Genomic DNA, 18,050 nt, shown 5'->3' with positions numbered 1-18,050 from the left:
ACGGTCGTCTAAATGGTTCAGCAACACTAACGGTGTGCATTCGCTTCCCCACTCTAACCAGGAGGCGATGGTTCCTCAAAGGCTACTGATCATGTCAGGCCAACTCTTCTACAAAGCAGAAACAAAACTGATGAGTGTTGAAATTCATATTGCCTACGCAGGGACCCTTCGCTGCGATGCCACCCATGGGCCTAGCGGGATGACACTGCATACCGATGCCCCGGTCGACAATGGTGGAAACGGTGCTTCGTTTTCACCGACTGACTTGGTCGCCACCGCCTTGGGCTCGTGTGTGATGACCATCATGGGATTGGTAGCGGCACGTCACGAACTTGACTTGACCGGTACCAAGGTTCACGTAACGAAGGAAATGATCGCCAGCCCGGTTCGTCGAATCGGCTCGCTGCGCACACGGGTGACACTGCCGGCGACGGTCGATTTAGATGACAGCATGCGGAAACGGCTCGAAGAGGCCGCTCGAAAGTGCCCGGTGCACCAAAGCCTTCACCCGGATATCGACGCACCGATCGACTTTGTTTATCCCTGAATCCTGCTGCTATTGGTTCATGCAATTGGTTCAATCCTGGATCCCGGCATTGATGTTTTGCGAACGCGAGAACGCTTTTGCGGATTCCAAATGAAATTCGACCTAGCATCGACCAAAAATACGGTCCCCGGCGAAACTCCGGCCAACTCCCGGTCGTCCGCCGCGTGGACCCCTGAGCAGACTCCCAGTAGATTTCCAAGCAGACTCCCTGCAGGCTCCCAGCAGACCCCCGCCTGCGGGCCGAAGAGCGGTAGATTCGCCTGTCTTGCCAGAACATCAACCTAGACAGGCTTGATAAACTGAACCGGTCGCGAGAACCGACGTTGCCCCCCAAGCACCGGTTTCCTACGATTGCCCACACGCTGAATTCACATTCAGTTTGCCTAATTTGATATCTCCCTTCAGGAAGTCACCATGCACCATCGATTGGTTCTCAATCGCTCTTTGGCAACGACTATGGCGATCGGTATCGCCCTGGTCGTTAGCTCTCTTTCGTTTCCTTTGGTGGCGGGCCTTTCGGTTGTCAGTGCGCAAGAAGTGAAGCTAGTGGAGCGGGACCCGACCGACTCTACCGTTGTCGACGACGTCCCTTTCCAGCTCGGCCAACCCAGTCGCACTGACCGTAGCGTCGCGATCGTGATCGCTCAGTTGATGCCTCGCAATCACGTCTCGGCCAAGCGGCTCGACGACGAAATTAGCGAACGAGCCTTGGATTTGTTTGTCGATTCGCTCGACCCGTTGAAGTTGTACTTCTACAAAAGCGACATCGACGAATTTGCTCGCAGTGCAACGATCATTGATGACATGGTCAAGAACGGCGACCTGAATCTGGCCTTCGACATTTTCAATCGCTTTATCCAACGAGTCGATGAGCGAGTTGCGATCGCCCAGCAATTGCTTAACAGTGACTTTGACTTCACCACCAATGAACAAATCGTCATCGACCCCAAGAATGCTCAGTATGCCGAAAACCCAGCCGAAGCGACTGACCGATGGCGACGTCAAATCAAATACGCGTTGCTGGACTTGAAGGACGAAGGCAAAGAGATCGAAGAAGCCAAGCAAACGCTTCGAGGTCGCTATGGTCGTTACGCACGACGCTGGAAAAAGACGGACAGCGAAGACTTGGTCGAAATGTACTTGACCGCCGTCACCATGGCCTATGACCCTCACTCGACGTACATGGCCCCCGGGACGCTCGACGATTTCCAAATCTCGATGCGATTGAACCTCGACGGAATCGGTGCTCAACTTCGCGAGAAGGACGGCAACACTCAAATCACTCGCATTATCCCCGGTGGTGCTGCGGACAAACACGGCAAACTGCAACCCGATGACATCATCGTCAAGGTTGGCCAAGGTGCCGAAGGACCTGCGGATAATTCCGACATGGTTGATATCGTTGAAATGCCGCTCAATGACGTCGTGGATCTCATTCGCGGCAAAGCTGGCACCACGGTTCGTTTGGGCGTTCGCAAAGGCGGCGTCGGCGACATGGAAGTTTACCGAATCGTGCGAGCTCGGATCGAACTCGAAGAATCGGCTGCCCGTGGCGAAGTCATCGAACATCAATCACCCGACGGTAGCGGTACGATGAAAATCGGCTACATCAACCTGCCAAGCTTTTACCTGGACATGGAAAAAGCTCGCGAAGACACCGACGATTTCCGCAGCAGCACTCGTGACGTCGCACGCATCTTGGAAGACTTCAAGAGGCAAGGCGTTGACGGCGTGGTCTTAGACCTAAGCAAGAATGGTGGCGGCAGTCTGACCGAAGCGATTAACCTCACCGGCTTGTTCATTGACAAGGGCCCCGTGGTCCAAGTCAAAAATTCCGATGGCAGTGTTCAACAATATTCCGATGACATCGCCGGCACCGCGTGGAGCGGCCCGTTGGTGGTGCTGACGAGTAAGTTCAGTGCTAGTGCCAGCGAAATTTTAGCCGGTGCGATCAAGGATTACCGACGAGGCATCATCGTGGGTGACCCGCAAACGCACGGCAAAGGCACGGTTCAGACCTTGATGGACTTGAGCCAAGCGTTGTTCCGAAACAACCGCGAAAAGTTTGGTGCCCTGAAGGTTACGCTGCAACAGTTCTATCTTCCCGATGGTGAGAGCACCCAATTGGAAGGCGTTGCTGCTGACTTGGTGTTGCCAAGCATCACGCAAAAAATGGACGTCGGCGAAAGCGATTTGAAGTACGCCTTGAAGCACGACAAGGTGCCACAAGCTCGTCACACGCTGTACAACCTTGTGCCGCAAGATTTGCTAGGCAGCCTGCGTCAAAGCTCGATGTCCCGCATTCAAAAAGACGATGAGTTTACCGACCTGTTGCGTCGCGTGAAGTTGTACGTCGAGCAAAAAGAATTGAATTCCGTCTCGCTGGCTGAAGACGAGTTCATGGCTCGCCGCAAAGAACTTGACGCGCAAAAGGAAGAAGAAGAGGAAGCGTTGGAAGCCGAAATCAACGGCGAAAAGATCTACCGCGACAACTTCTATAACCGCGAGGTCTTGAATATCGCTGCGGACTACGTCGAAGGTTTGCGAAAGCAAAACTTAGCACGCAAGAATTAGTCGAACGGGTTGTCCATCGTGGGCGTACTGAGTACTCGGTGCGACGTACGCCCAACGTTCTTCATTCCCGGACGCTGCTCTTATGCTGCTTGTCGATTCCCTGACCAAGACCTTTTCGGCTGACGAAAACGAGGTCTGTGCAGTTGATGGCTTGTCGTTTCAAATCGCTCCCGGCGAAGTGTTTGGTTTGCTCGGCCCTAACGGGGCCGGCAAGACGACCACCCTTCGCATGGTGCTGGGGCTACTGGAACCCGATTCGGGTTACGCTGAGGTCGACGGCGTACGCACCGCCGACGATCCGATCGCGGTAAAGTCGCGGCTTGGGTTCGTGTCGGCATCGGACGGGGTTTATCCGTGGTTGAGCGTTCGAGAGATGCTTCTTTACTTCGGCGATCTTTACGGCGTGGACCCTGACTTGGCTCAATCGCGATGTGAAGAACTCGCGAAATTGATGGGCATCGCGAGCTTCCTCGATCGACGAGCTGGTACTCTTAGCACGGGTCAACGACAGCGTGTGACTTTGGTTCGCGGATTGATCCACGATCCACCGGTGATGCTGCTCGACGAACCCACTCGTGGCCTAGACGTCGTGGGCGTGCAAACGATTTTTGAATACATCGAGCACCTGCGAACGGTTGGCAAGGCCGTTGTCGTCTGCACTCACCGGCTAGACGAAGCCGAGCGTTTGTGCGATCGCTTTGGCTTGTTGCATCGAGGACGATTGCGATACAGCGGAACGATGGAAGAACTTCGAACGTCGACCAACCGAGAACACCTCGTAGAAATGTTCGTTGACCTGATGAAAGAATCTTAATGACCCAAGGCGGCAAGCACTTCCGAAACTCGAGCCTTGGTCGTTTGTGGCGTTTATGCCAAAAAGAACTGAAGGAAACCAGTCGCGATCGTCGTACCATCGTAACGCTGTTGCTGATGCCGTTGCTGGTTTATCCGCTGCTAAGCATGGCGATGAACCGGTTCTTGCTTTCGAGCGACGGTGATACCACGGTGGCCTATCAGGTCGGCGTCGCGGCCGATGACGACGCGAACATCATCGACCAATTACTCAGCGACCCTCGCAGCCAACCGCCCAAAGCCGTTTTGAATTCGAGCAGCGGCGAACTTGCCGAATTTCGGTACGCCAACACGGTTGATGTGTCCGAAGGACAACCGCTCACACCCGTCGAAGCGCTCGAGAAGCACTTGATCGATGTTGCCATTGACGTTTCGGATACAACACCTAGGAAATTGACGATCTACGCCTATCGGGGCGATGGCCGAAGCCAGAACGCGAGACGCATCTTGGTGGAACGATTGCAGTGGATGAAGCTCGGTTATGCCGAATCGGTTGCGTCGAAGAACCCCGATTACCAGCCGCCCGTCCAAGTCGAAGTGGTTGATCGCGGCGAAGAGGAACCTGCCACCATCTTGGCCACGATCGTGCCATTGGTCCTGGTGCTGATGACGATCACCGGCGCGGTTTACCCGGCGATTGATTTGACTGCGGGCGAACGTGAACGCGGCACGATGGAATCCTTGATGGCGTCGCCGGTGCCTCGCTTTCAAGTCCTGATCGCGAAATACTTTGCCGTCGTGGTGGTGGCGATGCTAACGGCGGTGGCAAACTTAGCAGCGATGTTTACCACGCTTTGGTTAGGCGGATTGTTGCCGTTGTTGACCGGCAGCTCTGACTTTCCTTGGTTGCAAGTGCTGCAGATTCTTGGCCTGCTTGTTTTGTTCAGCGGTTTCTTTTCGGCGGTGCTATTGTCACTAACAAGTTTTGCTCGGTCGTTTAAAGAGGCCCAAGCGTACTTGATTCCGGTGATGTTGCTGTCGATCACTCCGGGGATGTTGTCGTTGATGCCTGGCGTGCGACTCTCGGGAATGCTCGCCATTGCTCCCCTGGTCAACATCGTCTTGCTGGCTCGTGAGGTGCTATCCGGCGAGGTTGTCGTCGCAGCCGCTGCGATCGCGGTGCTTAGCACGATGGGTTACGCGGTAGCAGCACTGGCAATTGCGGCGAGCTTATTCGGCAGTGACGCGGTGACTCGAACAAGCAATCAAACGTTCGGCTCACTGCTAAAACGCCCTACGCGTTGGAGCGACGTTCCGACGCCTCAGACCGCGGCCATGGTGTTGGCGTTATTAGTACCGTCGTACTTCGTGTTGTCCAACGTGTTGCTGCAGTACCTAACGGACTTCAAGTCGGTGCTGCTGGGCGGACAAGATGACCTATCCAACGAACAGGCTGCCGGGCTTCAAGTTCGCAGCATGCTGTTGAGTTCGGTGGCCCTGATCGCGGTATTTGGCTTGATTCCACTCTTTGCGTCTTGGTTCGGACGACACCGATTGCAGTCGACCTTTCGACTAACGCGGCCTGTGATGTTAAGCCTCGTGGGTGCACTGGTGATGGGCTTTGGTGCTTGGGCCATTGCTCACGAAGCATTCGTGGTTGCGGAGTCGTTCGGGATTGGCGGACTCAGTGAAGAACGAATCGCTCAAACGAAAAAAATACTCAAAGCGTGGACGCTCGTGCCGCCTTGGGTATTGCTGCTAACTCTTGCGGTCACTCCCGCGATCATTGAAGAGCTGTGCTTTCGCGGATTCTTGTTTTCGGCGCTGCGTCGCGTGCTCAGCCCGTGGCGAACCATTTTGCTGACCAGTTTCCTGTTTGCACTCTTTCACGTCATCACGGGTAACGCGTTATTGATCGAGCGTTTTATTCCGTCGTTCTTGCTGGGATTGATACTCGGTGCGATTGCGTACCGAACCGGCAGCGTCATTCCCGGGATGGTGATGCACTTCGTGCACAATGGACTTTTGGAAATGGTCGGGCACTACCATGAAAAACTGCAGTTCCTCGGTGCTGACTTTGAGAACCAAACACACTTGCCGCCGGCATGGATCGCGATCGCAACGACGATTGCGATCGCGGGAGCCGGAATCGTGTGGTGGGCAACCATCCCGAAGGCGAAGGTTGCGTAGCGCTTGGTAGATGACCAATAGCGCTAGTTTGCTAGTCCTAAGTTAGTCCTAGGTTAGTCCTAGTTACGCGAACGTTTGAGCGATCGCGTAGATCTGAGCCGCATCAAGCACTTTGTCGTTGGATTCAAAAAGCGACTGGATTGCGGCCCGGTGCGTCTTCATTTTCAAACCGCCCACGCCGATCGCGCCGTAGCCGACCGCGCCGTGATCACCGATTGGCTTCGCTTTGTCCGTCACTTCGATCCCGCCCACTCCGGCTGGTGGAACCGCATTAAGATCGATAGCGACTTTCAATGACGATAGTCCTGCGACGGTACTTGCGTCGATCAGTTCGATTCCTGCAGCTCCGCATCCAACAACGATCTGGGCATCCTGGCAAACACGATCCGCGTCGTTGCCGTGGTTGATTTCGGCAGCATCAACCAGCGAGCCACCGATTTTTTTGTTCAGCTCATCCGCGACTTTTTGAGCCCGCGACAACGATCGACTCGTCAATGTCACTGAGCAACCATCACCGGCCAGAAGCTGGGCCACTCGTCGGCCGACCGGGCCAGTGCCACCGAGCACCACGGCTCGTGAGTCGGAAAACTTGACATGGCGTCCCGCTGCTACCACCGCAGCGGCGGCGGTGGTGTTGCAACCATTGGCATCGAGCATAAGGGAAACGCGAACGGGGCCGAAGAATGCTTTTTGACACGCGGACAACACGTCTTCGGCGTCGTCGACGTTGCTGCCACCGACAAAGATGGCTGTGTTTTTTAAATCGTCGCCGCCACGAGTGAACATGGCTCCGTGAACAAGCGGCGTCACGTCGGTCGGCCCGATATTCTGGTATCGCAACAAGACGTCGACATTGGCGTCAACTGCCACGACGGAATCAAAGGAACTCGGTTGGTCATCGGTATCGAACTGAAGCAAAATGGTTCGCATCGGTATTTACTTTCTCGCTATCAACGCTCTTACAAGTGACAAAAAAACACGTCCTCGCATCGAAGCGAGGACGTGTTCCTTAAGTTTCAAACTACTCACTTCAAACGGCTTAGAAGCCCTTGAATGGGTGAGCGGCGGAATCCTTCTTCGCCAACATGTCGTCGGCCGATGGCTTGTTGCCCATCGCTGACTTGAGCGATTCGAGAGTCGCTTCGTAGTTGTACTTGTAGATCTTTTCGTCGTCTTCAGCGCCTGGGTGAATGAACACGCCGCAAACGCAAACAAGATCTTCGGTTTGATCCTTAGGAATCACGCCTTGCGAAACAGCATCAGCAACCGCTTGCGCGACAGCCGCTTGGGCAGGGCCAAACATTTGGACGGCTTGCTTCATACCCTTGATCGTGACCTTGGTGACCATGACGGTCGAAGGCTTCACAGCCAAGTTTGGCTCGAGAACGGCGAGAAGGTTCGTGTGCCCTTCGCTTTGGTTTGCCAATGCATTGGCGAAAGCGGTTCCAACAGGACCGTTCTTGCTACCAATCATCAGGTCAATGTGGGCGATTTCGTTACCGTCGCCAACCAAAGCTTCACCAACGTTAAATTGCATGGGGGTTTCCTCTATTCGGGGATGCGTTTGAAGAACAAAATGTTCGTTGCGAGGCCCATCTGTTAGTTCCAACGATTGCTGGATGTTTCTCGGGCGATTACGAAGCGAAAACGTAGCAGACCCAACCGCCGATGCAAGCACCCGCACCAACTCACCTAGCCCATAAAACCCGCCCGATGATGCCGACTTACGTCCTAATCGGAGCCTCGATCAGGTCCGCGGCACAATCTATCGGGCTAGCAACCGATCGAGACGACACTTTGGCAGGGGATTTGACGACAATTCGTGCTGCGAAGTGGGTAGGAATCGACATGTTCGGCGACCTGGATACACGCCGGTCGCTCGATGAAATGCACGTCGTCGACCCTGGAAATTCGAAAATTCGATCTCAGTTGATCGAAATATCTCGGCTGCACCCCGATTCGGTCTGGGTGATCGTCGGACAATGGCCCCACTTGGCTGAGCAACTCGCACCCATCCCGCGGATCGAGACGATTCCAAAACCTGATGCTTGGCGGATCGCAACGAGCCACACGGCTTTGATCGAAGCAGCCAACCGAAGTAGGTTGCGTGTCCCAGAAACAATTTCGGTCGATCAAGTTTTTCGAACGACTTCCCCAGAAGCTCGCTGGTTGGTGAAATCACCTTCGCAATCAGGCGGGATGGGCGTGCGTTGGTTTGACGGCAACGTCCGCTTGGACGCTTCGGACGATGTTCTGCAGCAACATATCCAAGGGGTCCCCTACGGCGCGACCTTTCTGCGAGACCGACATCAAACGATCTGCTTAGGCGTTTGCCGCTCGTCATTTCGACGCATCGCCAGTTTGCCATTCGTTTACAGCGGATCGCGGGGTCCATTTCACGAGCATCCGTCGATTGACTTCGATCGCCTGAATGCAGCAGCCCGAGCGATTGGAGAGCAAAGTCAGATCACAGGGATATTCAACGTTGATTTCATCGTCGATAAGCACCGTCAACATTGGTTGCTGGAAGTGAATCCGCGTTGGAGTGGCTCAAGCGAAATCATCGAACGTGGCCTCGCACCCCACGTCGGCAGCTTGTTGTCGCTTCACATCAACGTCGCAATGGGTGCGAAGATCCCCACTGCTGTCCTTGAAGCAACAAGCGAGCCTACCGGTAAGTTCTTCAAGCGAGTCGTTTTTGCCTCGCAAGATTCGCAGTTCGACTTGGCTGAGGCGACTGAGTTGCTTCGTGGTCGAGCCACACTTGCCGACATTCCCGAAGACGGAACGATCATCCAACGCGGTCATCCGATCTGTACCGTCGTCGGCAACTATCGCAAGGGAGAAGGCCGAGCAGCAACGGTTTCCTGAGCTGAAAATTCATACATGGTGAACTCGGCCCACAATGGTTGGTGGTCGCTGATTTTGATTGCCTCTTCTTCGCTGATCCCGAACGTAGCCTTCATGTCCAAGATGCCATACGCGCCGGTAAACTCGCGTGTTTGCGTGCGGTCAATCAAAATGTGATCGTAGGTTTTGTCGCCACGAGTATTCGTCATGATGTCTCCCGCGATGGAAACGACATTAGGAATTTGACCGAGCTCGCGAAGGTTGCGAGTGTCAACGTTCAGATCGCCTAGCATGATTGCGTCTTCTTCACCCACCATGTCGTATTCGTAGTTGCGAACACTCACGAAAACGTCGTCCAAAACATCCATCTCGTTTCCGATCGCCGACGCGGCGACTTCCGATGGCGATGTGTGTGCGTTGATCAGGGTGAATCGAAACGGCCGCCGGGCATCACTCGGCTTGGTGATCGCCTGGAACGAAGCCACCATTGGCTCTCGCGTCATTCGTTCACCAGGATCTTGGACCAAGTAGGCACTGCCGGGCACCAACGCAATTCGCGAGCGATCAAAGACAAACGCGTAGGCTTCTTTGTAGGTTCCTTCACCAATGGATTCGCTAACGGTGAAGTCATAGTCGCCACCGGAGGCTCGAATGAGATCAACCAAAGCGCGAACCGGTTGCACTTGGCTGTTGCGGACTTCTTGGATGGCGACGACATCGAACTGCGAAACAATCTGAGCGAGCGTTTGCATGATGTTGGGGTCGGCAACTTTTGACGGGCCGAAGAACTGAATATTAAACGTCGCGATCCGCATCGTTTCCGATGGTTTTTCCCCCAGACGAATGCTGACCGGCTTTGCGGCCGATCCCGCCAGAGCGTCGCCGGACGATCCGCTGCTTGGATTGGCAACCACGACATCGCCCGAACCAAGCCACTGATCGACAGCACTTAGGTCAATGCGACCGGTGATGGCCATGAACAGGATGCCGATGATACCGGTGCCTGTGAACAATGGGCCCAGGAAGCGCAACAGAGGCACGTTGGCCGAGAAGCTTTTATCGCGGCTGCGCGAAGATTTCCGGCGACTGCTTCGTCGAGTGAACAGGCCCATGTTCGGCCTCCATGCCGATGAGTGGGAAATGTTTTGCGAGTGCAGGCATCATGCTTGCACGGTAGGTTTGACGTTACTTGAACGTTCGACTTAGCGAATGCTCAACGTGATGAGCATCAAAATCAAACTCGCCGCAACGCTTGTTTGCCCCTGCAAAAGGGTTAGGCAGCATCGCCGATCATGCGCAATGCTTCTTTGGCCAAACGCTGCAACTTGGGTGACGAATCGTGCGTGGCACGTTCAAGGGAATCCTTAGCGACTCTCGCCGCGGCGCCCATTTGTGCGAGTGCCCAAGCGGAACGCTGCCGCACGATTAGCGACGGGGACTCATCGAGGCATTGCTGCAACGATGTGGCTGCGGACGAAGCATCACTGCCGAGGCGGCCCAGCATTGTCGCCGACCAACTGCTGATCTCGTGACGACGGAAGTTGCCCATGTGATCTTCGAGCAAATGTTTGAGGTCTTCGATCTCGCTAACCTGCGGAACAATCGCTCGCTCCAGCGCCTCACCAGCCCACATCCGCACCTCTTCATCGTCATGTCCGGCGAGATCAACGACGGCGGCCGTCAATCCAGTCACGTTCTCGAGTCGGGAGATCTGCTGAAGCGTTTCGACGCAGTCCTCAGGACTAGCCGACGCCAGGATGGAGGCCCAGGAGTCGGTGGGACTGCTACTGGTTGTGGTCGGTAGGGGTTCAATGGGGCTAACTTGGCTGCTCAACGCTTGCTCGTCTTGGGGTGGGGTTTGGTTTGACATGCTATGTGCATCCTTTGCACTGACAGGAATCGCTATCTCTAGCTACAATCGGTTAGCTGGCGGTATCAAAATTTGGCTGTTTCACGCAAGGGGAATCTGCCAAATTGCGTCGCCCAACCGAGCGTGGGAGCGTTATCGCCACCCCAGGTTTACGGCTTAGCTGGTGAGGCAGCGTCTTGGAATTTTCCATTCTGCGACTAGCTTGACGCCTAGGACCACCCTCAATATCGCTGGAATTTCCCAGTGAATGATCCCTTACGACGAGACCGAGAACCACCGAATGAGCCTTGCTTCCCACTACCAAGACGGATCGTGCGCGATTTCCTTTGAGCTTTTTCCGCCCAGAACGGAAAAAGGAATGGAAGCGTTGTGCGAGAACGTCCGCCGGCTGACGCAATTCATGCCAGCGTATTTCACATGCACCTATGGTGCTGGGGGATCAAGCCAGGGCACCACACTTGAGGTCCTGCGGAAGGTCCGTGAGATCACCGGCTTGCCGGTCGCGTCGCACCTAACGTGTGTGGGGGCAACGGCTGAGGATTTGGAAGACTACCTAGCGCAGGCAACCCAAACGGGCGTCGAGTACATCGTGGCCCTGCGAGGTGACCCACCTAAGGGCGAGTCGGCATTCAAGATGACCGATGGCGGATTTCGTTACGCCAACGAATTGGTCGAAATGATCCGATCAAAGTTTTCCAATCTTGGCATCGCGGTGGCTGGCTACCCCGAGGTTCATCAAGAGGCTGTCGATGCCCAAACAGACCTCGATAACCTGAAGCGAAAAGTCGATGCGGGCGGCGACATCATTATCACGCAATTGTTCTACGACAACGCCGATTTCTATCGCTTCCGGGACAAATGTGTGGCTGCCGGAATCAACGTTCCTATCGTTCCCGGCATCTTGCCGGTGACCAACTTTGCTCAAGCAGATCGAATTGCTTCGATGTGCAAAGCGCGTATTCCCAACGAATTGCGCGAGGCGATGACTGAGAGCGAGGACGATAAGTTCCAGTTCGAAGTGGGAGTCCAGCATGCTCGGATGCAGACGGCAGACTTGCTTGAGAACGATGTTCCTGGAATCCACTACTACGTGCTCAACAAGAGCGATGCTGCGGAAGCGTTGCTCGATGGCATGCAGCTCGGCTCGGCCTAGCAACGATCAAGACAACTGATCAGTGCAACATTTCCATCCGGCTCGCCGCTACGCACGCGGCAGCGTTGGCAACTACCATCGTGGCCCCAAACGCATGACCCACGGTCACCGATGGATACGGGTGGATGCCGCGTGGATGCGGATTCTCTGTAGAGTAATACAGCCATCTTCGCTTGCGAATTGATCGCGGCCCGGTTCTGGGATTGATTAAGTCTGGGGTTGATTAAGAGATTGCCAGATCGCGCTTGGTTGTCGGCACGATCGTTACAGCCGTCACAGTCTCAGACTCTTTGTGGTTTCTGCGCCTCATAGGCGTTGTCTTTTCGCCACACCGCCTAGTTTCGCGTGCTAGCGTTCTGTGGGCAAACCCTGCCCAGAATGAATCCCCTTCCCAACCGCTCCGTTTCCCCGAGCCATCAAGCGATCCGCCCTCCCTTTTGCGGATCGCCGCCCGGAATCAAACGAGCGTTTTAGTCGACGGACCGATGAACGTTATCACCACCACCAATCGAACTTCACGTCACTCACAGCTAACGCTGCGAATCGTCGTCGTCATGATTGCTCTGTTGGCGGCAATCTCATCGGGCTGCTCGCGATTACGGCTGCCAGCCATTGATCCCAATGGCTCATGCCTTTTTTCCGCATTGCCCACCACCACCACACTCGCCCTTCCCGGCAGTGGTGGTGAGGGCTGCGGTTGCCTCGGTTGTCTTAGCAACCTTGGCTCTTGTTTGAAAACGCCCAATTGCCTTAGCAATAGCTGCTTGAGCAATGGCTTTCGATTTCCCACTCCTGCGTTTGCTGATCCCATCGACCCGCCGCCTTGCGCGGTTCCCGCACCTGCGACCGGTGCCCTGGGCGCATCCAACGAACCTTGTGTGCCCAGCGCGCCTTGCAACGGCACCTGCCTAACCGGGCCTCGTGCCGTGTTGCTAGGTGGCGAAATCGACCAAAACGATTGCAGTTGCAAACTTCCCGATCGAGGCAAGCGAGGCTGCATCCTGCTGTCGCCTCAAAAGATCGTGGCCCCGGTCGGTGGTGAAGTCGTCTTGCTTTCTGGTGTTTGCGGTACCGATGGGTATTTACAAATGAACGAGAAGCTTGAATGGATGTTAACGCCAGATAGCGTTGGTACATTCATTCAAGTGGGCGATGATCAACCGGGTGTGATTGGCAAACTGGTTGGGTCGCAAACACGCCCTGAAAAGAAAGACCCTTCGTACGCGATCGGCATCACCAGCACCAAACGAACCCTTATCACGCGTGGCAACACCGACGTTCGCGACGACGTGCAACTCGAAAAAGGCCAAACTTGGCTAACGATTTCGAGCCCCAGCGAAGGCATCAGCCGGGTGACCGTATTGGCACCTGAAAGTGAATGCTGGGACCAACGCAAAGCGACCGCTACGATCTACTGGGTCGATGCCAAATGGCAATTCCCCGCGCCCCAAATTGTTCCTGCGGGGACGCCAGTAGAATTGACCACGCGAGTCACACGCAGCGAAGGCTTGCTTCCCGCTAAAGGCTGGAAAGTCCGATACGAAGTTCTTGATCCATCACTGGCTAGCTTTGCTGGCACCAGCGGCTCGTCCGTCGTTGAAGCCAACGTCGATGATTCAGGTAACGCGACGGTTCAGTTGATCCCGACACCGGGGACTAGCGGCATCACTCCGGTCGCCATGCAAATCATTCGTCCCGGTGGAGCAACCGACAATCTGCCTTCGCTGACTCTCGGTCAAGGACAAACGTTTGTGACCTGGAGTTCACCGAAGCTTGCCATTCGCGCCGGTGCACCTGAGATCGCATCGTTTGGTGCTCCTTACAATGTCTTTGCCAACCTCTCCAATCCCGGCGATCAACCGGCCACCAACGTACGCGTTGACCTGCAGTTGCCACCGGGGACCAAAGCCACCGTTGCCGACTCGTTCGCACGGATCGTACCCAACGGTGTCACCTGGGAAATCGGAACCGTTCCGCCACAGACTCAATTGGATTTGTCAGTCGAGTTGATCTCTGAAGCTCCCGTCAGCCTTACCTTTACCGCTCGCGGTGATGGATTGGTCGCCGAGGACTCGGTACGCGTTGACGTGTTCCGCCCATCGTTGAAATTGGAAGTCAATCCGGTCGAAGATCGTGTTGAATCCGGCTTGCCCGTGACGTTTAACATTGATGTCACCAACACATCCGATCGTCCGCTGACCAACCCCAAGGTTGTCGTCACCGGTGACAATGCGATGATTCATGAAAGTGGTGAAGCTCGCGTCGAGTCCGCTCGCGGCAGCACACTGCAACCGGGCGAGACATGGAAGAAGCAAGTCGTTTACACTCCGATGTCCGGCGGACGCCGATGCATTAACGTTGAAGCGACCACCGATGGTGGCCAACTCGCCAGTCGTGAATCTTGCATCACTGCGATCAACCCCATCCCCAAGACACCGACGTTATCCGCACGCATCGATTCGCTCGATCGCGTCGCAGTGGGCCAAAACGTGACGGCGACCGCACAAATCTTCAATGAAGGTCGCGGTGTGGCTAGGAACGTCCGCGTCGAGATGGTCTACGACCCTCAATTGCAACCCGTTCAAGCTACCGAAGGCTACGACAACACTCGCATGGGTCAAAACATCATCACTTGGACGGTTCCCGAAATTCAACCGGGCGACTCGGCTGCGTTGGCGGGCGAATTCCGAGCCATCGCGAGCAATCCACGAGCCGCCGTTCGAATCCGAGCGGTCAGCGAAGAAGGCGCCACGGCAAACGCAAACTTGTTCATCGATATCGCTGACTCCCCCACGCAACCTCGCCAACCACAACCGCGATCACTTCCACCGGCTGGTCCGCCGCCGAGCATTCCCGGCGGCCCCGCGCCTCTGCAAGGTGCACCGCAAGAACTGCCGGCACCGGCACCACTGGGTCCCCAGCGAAGCGGTCGGATGCAAACGATCGTCGTCAACCGCGACAATCCGGTTCGGGTGAACGATCCGATTCGCTACAGCGTTCGCATCATCAACGATACCAACGAACGTGACTCAAACATTGACATTCAGTTCCCATTACCCGACGGCGTGAAGCTTGAGCGATTGGTTCCGTTGACGAACCCCGAACTCGGCCAATACGAGATCAAGAACAACTTCATCTTGTTGCCTTACGTGCCATCGCTCGAACCGGGTGAATCGGTCGAATACGAAGTGGTCCTTAGCAGTAACCAACCGCAAACATTCAACTTTGACGTATCAGTTCGAAGCGACAATCAACCGGGTGGCTACAACGAGACGGTGCCCACCACGGTGGTCCCTTAACTCGAGGCGGGCTGGTACAGAGTCGCTAGCTCAAACGTCGTAAGCTCAAGAGAAACAGGGCCAAGGCCTGAACCGCTGAGTGCTACCCAGTTCAGAGCTACCCAGTTCAGAGCTACCCAGTTCAGAGCTACACTTTTCAGAGCTACCCAGTCCACAGCTACACTTTTCAGAGTTACCAAGCTTTGGGGGCATCCAACTCGGGCGTCCCAACTCGGGCTTCCCAGCGCTACTCAGCTGGCAAACCGATCAGTCAGCCTTCTTTTTCGCTGGCTTCGCGGTATCTGATTTCTTCGACTCGGACTTCTTCGAGTCAGACTTGCTGCTCGAATCACTCGATTCGGACTTCGACGAGTCCGCTTTCGCGGCTTTCTTGTAACCTTCGCTGCGGTAATCGGTCTGATAGAAACCGCTACCCTTGAACACAATCGCCGCACCGGTTCCAAACAAACGTTGCAGTTTGTTCTTCTTGCACTCGGGGCACTTTTTCAGGACGGGATCATTGATCCCCTGAAACTCCTCGAACTTGTGTCCGCAACCCTCGCACTCATAATCGTAAGTAGGCATTCTTAGGCAAACAAAGACGCTGGAAAGAAATGGGAAAAGCGATCGCACCTCGTGCGATCGCTTTCGTGTTCCCAGAGTTTATCTAAGTCGTTGGGATTGCCTAGGTGCTAGCAGCGATTCCTTTTTCCGGCTTCCGGTTGTCGAGACTCCCCCAATGGGATCGTCGTGACTAGCGTTTCTGGCCATCGGCGGGGCCCGCCGCCTGCTGAATTTCAGCACCGGGAACCTGGAATTGGTTTCGCAAGATCTTCCAGTCGGCCGGTGGCTTTTCTGGGATGAAGTTCTTGAAGAAGTCGGCTAATCCATTGCCCATTCCGTTGCGTTTGACGGATGTGAATTCGTAGTGGTCCCAAATCGGGGCCGTCTTGGCATTAAAGTTTGGTGCGTACATCACCAAGACTTTTGGCAGAAACTCTTTCGCATCCAAAGCGACTTGGACCATCTTGTATTGAGCGCGGTCTTCGGCTCGCTTGGGCCATACTTCCAATAGAATCACGTCTGGGTTTCCGGCATCGGTTTGACGCACCCAGTAACGTTGCTGAAGATCATTCGCGTTAAGGTTGAACACGAAAGGCAGCGGACTGCTGATGATGTTCTTGCCCTGCATTTCAGGCGGTAGTTCTTCGATCTTGCATTCCTTCGCGTTACGGTCGAACTCGATCAACTGCTTGCCATTGCAAACCCAATGCTCGCCGAAGCGATCAGCGAATGCCTTGTAGGCCGGTTGGTTGTTGACCATGCCGTTGAAGAACACGATTTGGTCGACTCGAATGAGTCCGCGATCCGGTGCAGCGTACTTGATCTCACCCTCGGACTTGGTCGCAGCGGTGGGAGCATTACCGACCACGGGTGCCATGTTGGCGTCGTAGTGGAACCGCAAGAATTTCAGTTCGAGCGTTTTGGTGCCCTGACTTTGGTTCTGCCAAGCAGTCAAAACTTTTTGGAGTTGAGCCTGGGCTTCGGGGGCTAGCGGACCAAAGGGAGCCTGAGGAGCCGCTTGGGCCTGGGATGCCGAACGCTGTCCGGGGGCTTGGCCCAGTGCCGATGGCTGCAGCAGCGAAACCGTCATGTACACGGCCATCATCGTGGCCAAAGTCAATCGCATCATCCGTGACGCCTGTCTTATTGCGTGAAACTCGGTGGACGGACGGTCATCCTCCGTCCAATTCGCCTCGCTTGTAGCAACGTCGACAACCTCGCCGAAAGGCCAGATCTGAAGAAGAACCATCCGTGGTTTCGTCGATGTTTCGTCGATCACCAGCAGATTCTTAGCGATCTGCTGATGATCCGAACGCGAGCTCGATCGAGAGCTACATTTTCTTCAAAGCTTCCATGCTTTGCTTGATGCTAGCCAGGGCGTTTGGCGACTGGTCTTGCTCGACGTGGCAATGAGCGATTCCGTGTTCGCCAGCCGCTTCGATGATTGCTTCGATGTTGATCACACCATTGCCGATTTCTTTGAACGCTTCCTTAGGCACCCCGTCGTAGGATGGCGTTTTGACGGACGCGTCGAGGTCCTTCAAGTGAAGCTGCGAAATACGGGACCCAAGCTTGCTCATTAACTCGATCGTATTAACGCCGCCCACTTCGACCCAGAACACATCGAGTTCGAACTTCATGTCTGGCGAGAACTCTTCGATCATCACGTCGTAGCCACACTTGCCATCTTCGAGTGGTTTGAACTCGAATGCGTGGTTGTGATACGACAACTGGATCCCAGCAGCCTTGGCTTTCTCGGCGGCCTTGTTGCAGTTCGCACAAACTCGCCGGTAATCATCCAACGAAGTTCGGAATTGGTCGCCCAAGTACGGAATGACCAAGTGGGTCAAACCAACGTCGTTGGCTTTTTCGAGCACCGTGTCAAAGTAGTCGTCGTCGCTAGCATCGTTGTTGACGATTGAGTCGCTGTTGAAGTGCGAAGAGTGCAACTTCAAACCAAATTCGTTTGCCGCTTCGATCATGGGTCGGCAATTGGGAAAGCCATACGGTTCGGCCTGCTTGTAGCCCGCTTCGGCAACAGCCTTCAGCGTGGCTTTGACGTCCTTGTCGATTTCGTTTCGCAGCGTGTAGAGCTGAATCCCAATTTCGTTTCGGTAAGCATTGTCTTTATCAAGTGCCAAAACAAACTTCGGCATGGACAGGAGGGCTGTGCCTGCGGCAGCGGTGCTGAGGAATTGACGTCGTTTCATAAGGACCGATGAAGGTGAGAGG

General features: G+C 55.0%; 14 protein-coding genes. 7 read left to right on the top strand and 7 right to left on the bottom strand.

Translation table 11 applies throughout. The annotated features are described in order from the left end of the window. Positions 1-91 precede the first annotated feature (91 nt). The 4 genes from Pla22_RS13430 (at position 92) to Pla22_RS13415 (ending at position 6,103) form a co-directional block, all read left to right on the top strand. Positions 92-547: an OsmC family protein gene (locus Pla22_RS13430; RefSeq protein WP_242631984.1), complete on the top strand. Its 456-nt coding sequence runs from the start codon at positions 92-94 to the stop codon at positions 545-547. Positions 548-961: 414 nt separating this feature from the next. Further along, complete coding sequence (locus Pla22_RS13425; RefSeq protein ID WP_242631983.1) at positions 962-3,121, top strand: carboxy terminal-processing peptidase; 2,160 nt, start codon at positions 962-964, stop codon at positions 3,119-3,121. An 82-nt stretch (positions 3,122-3,203) separates the two neighbouring features. After that, on the top strand, positions 3,204-3,935 hold the full coding sequence (locus tag Pla22_RS13420) for an ATP-binding cassette domain-containing protein (RefSeq protein ID WP_146515065.1): 732 nt from the start codon (positions 3,204-3,206) through the stop codon (positions 3,933-3,935). Then, on the top strand, positions 3,935-6,103 hold the full coding sequence (locus Pla22_RS13415; protein ID WP_146515064.1) for an ABC transporter permease subunit: 2,169 nt from the start codon (positions 3,935-3,937) through the stop codon (positions 6,101-6,103). The genes Pla22_RS13420 and Pla22_RS13415 overlap by 1 nt, the downstream gene beginning before the upstream one ends. A gap of 63 nt (positions 6,104-6,166) precedes the next feature. On the opposite strand, the gene Pla22_RS13410 is transcribed toward Pla22_RS13415, so the two are convergent. Both Pla22_RS13410 and fae read right to left on the bottom strand, forming a co-directional pair. Next, positions 6,167-7,033 carry a methylene-tetrahydromethanopterin dehydrogenase N-terminal domain-containing protein gene (locus Pla22_RS13410; RefSeq protein ID WP_146515063.1) on the bottom strand — a complete coding sequence of 289 codons (867 nt, stop codon included), beginning with the start codon at positions 7,031-7,033 and terminating at the stop codon, positions 6,167-6,169. Between the two features lie 109 nt (positions 7,034-7,142). Then, positions 7,143-7,640, bottom strand: a complete 498-nt coding sequence (gene fae, locus Pla22_RS13405; RefSeq protein ID WP_146515062.1) for a formaldehyde-activating enzyme — start codon at positions 7,638-7,640, stop codon at positions 7,143-7,145. Positions 7,641-7,816: 176 nt separating this feature from the next. Between fae and Pla22_RS13400 the strand changes: the two genes are divergently transcribed. Continuing rightward, positions 7,817-8,974: an ATP-grasp domain-containing protein gene (locus Pla22_RS13400; protein ID WP_165440641.1), complete on the top strand. Its 1,158-nt coding sequence runs from the start codon at positions 7,817-7,819 to the stop codon at positions 8,972-8,974. Here Pla22_RS13400 and Pla22_RS13395 read toward each other — a convergent pair. Both Pla22_RS13395 and Pla22_RS13390 read right to left on the bottom strand, forming a co-directional pair. Next, a complete protein-coding gene (locus Pla22_RS13395; RefSeq protein WP_242631982.1) occupies positions 8,935-9,993 on the bottom strand; it encodes an endonuclease/exonuclease/phosphatase family protein in 1,059 nt (352 codons plus the stop codon). The genes Pla22_RS13400 and Pla22_RS13395 overlap by 40 nt on opposite strands. A 233-nt stretch (positions 9,994-10,226) precedes the next feature. After that, a complete protein-coding gene (locus Pla22_RS13390; protein ID WP_146515060.1) occupies positions 10,227-10,823 on the bottom strand; it encodes a HEAT repeat domain-containing protein in 597 nt (198 codons plus the stop codon). Between the two features lie 280 nt (positions 10,824-11,103). Here Pla22_RS13390 and metF point away from each other — a divergent pair, with 280 nt between their 5' ends. Further along, positions 11,104-11,976, top strand: a complete 873-nt coding sequence (gene metF, locus Pla22_RS13385) for a methylenetetrahydrofolate reductase [NAD(P)H] (RefSeq protein ID WP_146515059.1) — start codon at positions 11,104-11,106, stop codon at positions 11,974-11,976. Between the two features lie 485 nt (positions 11,977-12,461). Beyond that, a complete protein-coding gene (locus Pla22_RS13380) occupies positions 12,462-15,275 on the top strand; it encodes a COG1361 family protein (protein WP_146515058.1) in 2,814 nt (937 codons plus the stop codon). 246 nt (positions 15,276-15,521) lie between these two features. On the opposite strand, the gene Pla22_RS13375 is transcribed toward Pla22_RS13380, so the two are convergent. The 3 genes from Pla22_RS13375 to Pla22_RS13365 all read right to left on the bottom strand — a co-directional run bounded on the left by Pla22_RS13375 (position 15,522) and on the right by Pla22_RS13365 (position 18,028). Then, positions 15,522-15,839 carry an FmdB family zinc ribbon protein gene (locus tag Pla22_RS13375; protein WP_146515057.1) on the bottom strand — a complete coding sequence of 106 codons (318 nt, stop codon included), beginning with the start codon at positions 15,837-15,839 and terminating at the stop codon, positions 15,522-15,524. 169 nt (positions 15,840-16,008) lie between these two features. Further along, positions 16,009-17,067, bottom strand: a complete 1,059-nt coding sequence (locus Pla22_RS13370; RefSeq protein WP_242631981.1) for a TIGR03009 domain-containing protein — start codon at positions 17,065-17,067, stop codon at positions 16,009-16,011. Between the two features lie 82 nt (positions 17,068-17,149). Then, complete coding sequence (locus tag Pla22_RS13365) at positions 17,150-18,028, bottom strand: sugar phosphate isomerase/epimerase family protein (RefSeq protein ID WP_146515055.1); 879 nt, start codon at positions 18,026-18,028, stop codon at positions 17,150-17,152. Positions 18,029-18,050 lie beyond the last annotated feature (22 nt).

It is taken from the genome of Rubripirellula amarantea (assembly GCF_007859865.1).
In the GTDB taxonomy this organism is placed as follows: domain Bacteria; phylum Planctomycetota; class Planctomycetia; order Pirellulales; family Pirellulaceae; genus Rubripirellula; species Rubripirellula amarantea.
The sequence above is the reverse complement of the archived record's forward strand: the minus strand, read 5'-3'. Positions and strand labels throughout refer to the sequence as shown.

What these genes read in the sequence shown, in the direction of transcription:
- Pla22_RS13430 (WP_242631984.1), top strand. Translation starts at nt 92, where the DNA reads ATGTCAGGCCAACTCTTCTACAAAGCAGAAACAAAACTGATGAGTGTT.
- Pla22_RS13425 (WP_242631983.1), top strand. Translation starts at nt 962, where the DNA reads ATGCACCATCGATTGGTTCTCAATCGCTCTTTGGCAACGACTATGGCG.
- Pla22_RS13420 (WP_146515065.1), top strand. Translation starts at nt 3,204, where the DNA reads ATGCTGCTTGTCGATTCCCTGACCAAGACCTTTTCGGCTGACGAAAAC.
- Pla22_RS13415 (WP_146515064.1), top strand. Translation starts at nt 3,935, where the DNA reads ATGACCCAAGGCGGCAAGCACTTCCGAAACTCGAGCCTTGGTCGTTTG.
- Pla22_RS13410 (WP_146515063.1), bottom strand. Translation starts at nt 7,033, where the DNA reads ATGCGAACCATTTTGCTTCAGTTCGATACCGATGACCAACCGAGTTCC.
- fae (WP_146515062.1), bottom strand. Translation starts at nt 7,640, where the DNA reads ATGCAATTTAACGTTGGTGAAGCTTTGGTTGGCGACGGTAACGAAATC.
- Pla22_RS13400 (WP_165440641.1), top strand. Translation starts at nt 7,817, where the DNA reads ATGATGCCGACTTACGTCCTAATCGGAGCCTCGATCAGGTCCGCGGCA.
- Pla22_RS13390 (WP_146515060.1), bottom strand. Translation starts at nt 10,823, where the DNA reads ATGTCAAACCAAACCCCACCCCAAGACGAGCAAGCGTTGAGCAGCCAA.
- metF (WP_146515059.1), top strand. Translation starts at nt 11,104, where the DNA reads ATGAGCCTTGCTTCCCACTACCAAGACGGATCGTGCGCGATTTCCTTT.
- Pla22_RS13380 (WP_146515058.1), top strand. Translation starts at nt 12,462, where the DNA reads ATGAACGTTATCACCACCACCAATCGAACTTCACGTCACTCACAGCTA.
- Pla22_RS13375 (WP_146515057.1), bottom strand. Translation starts at nt 15,839, where the DNA reads ATGCCTACTTACGATTATGAGTGCGAGGGTTGCGGACACAAGTTCGAG.
- Pla22_RS13370 (WP_242631981.1), bottom strand. Translation starts at nt 17,067, where the DNA reads ATGGTTCTTCTTCAGATCTGGCCTTTCGGCGAGGTTGTCGACGTTGCT.
- Pla22_RS13365 (WP_146515055.1), bottom strand. Translation starts at nt 18,028, where the DNA reads ATGAAACGACGTCAATTCCTCAGCACCGCTGCCGCAGGCACAGCCCTC.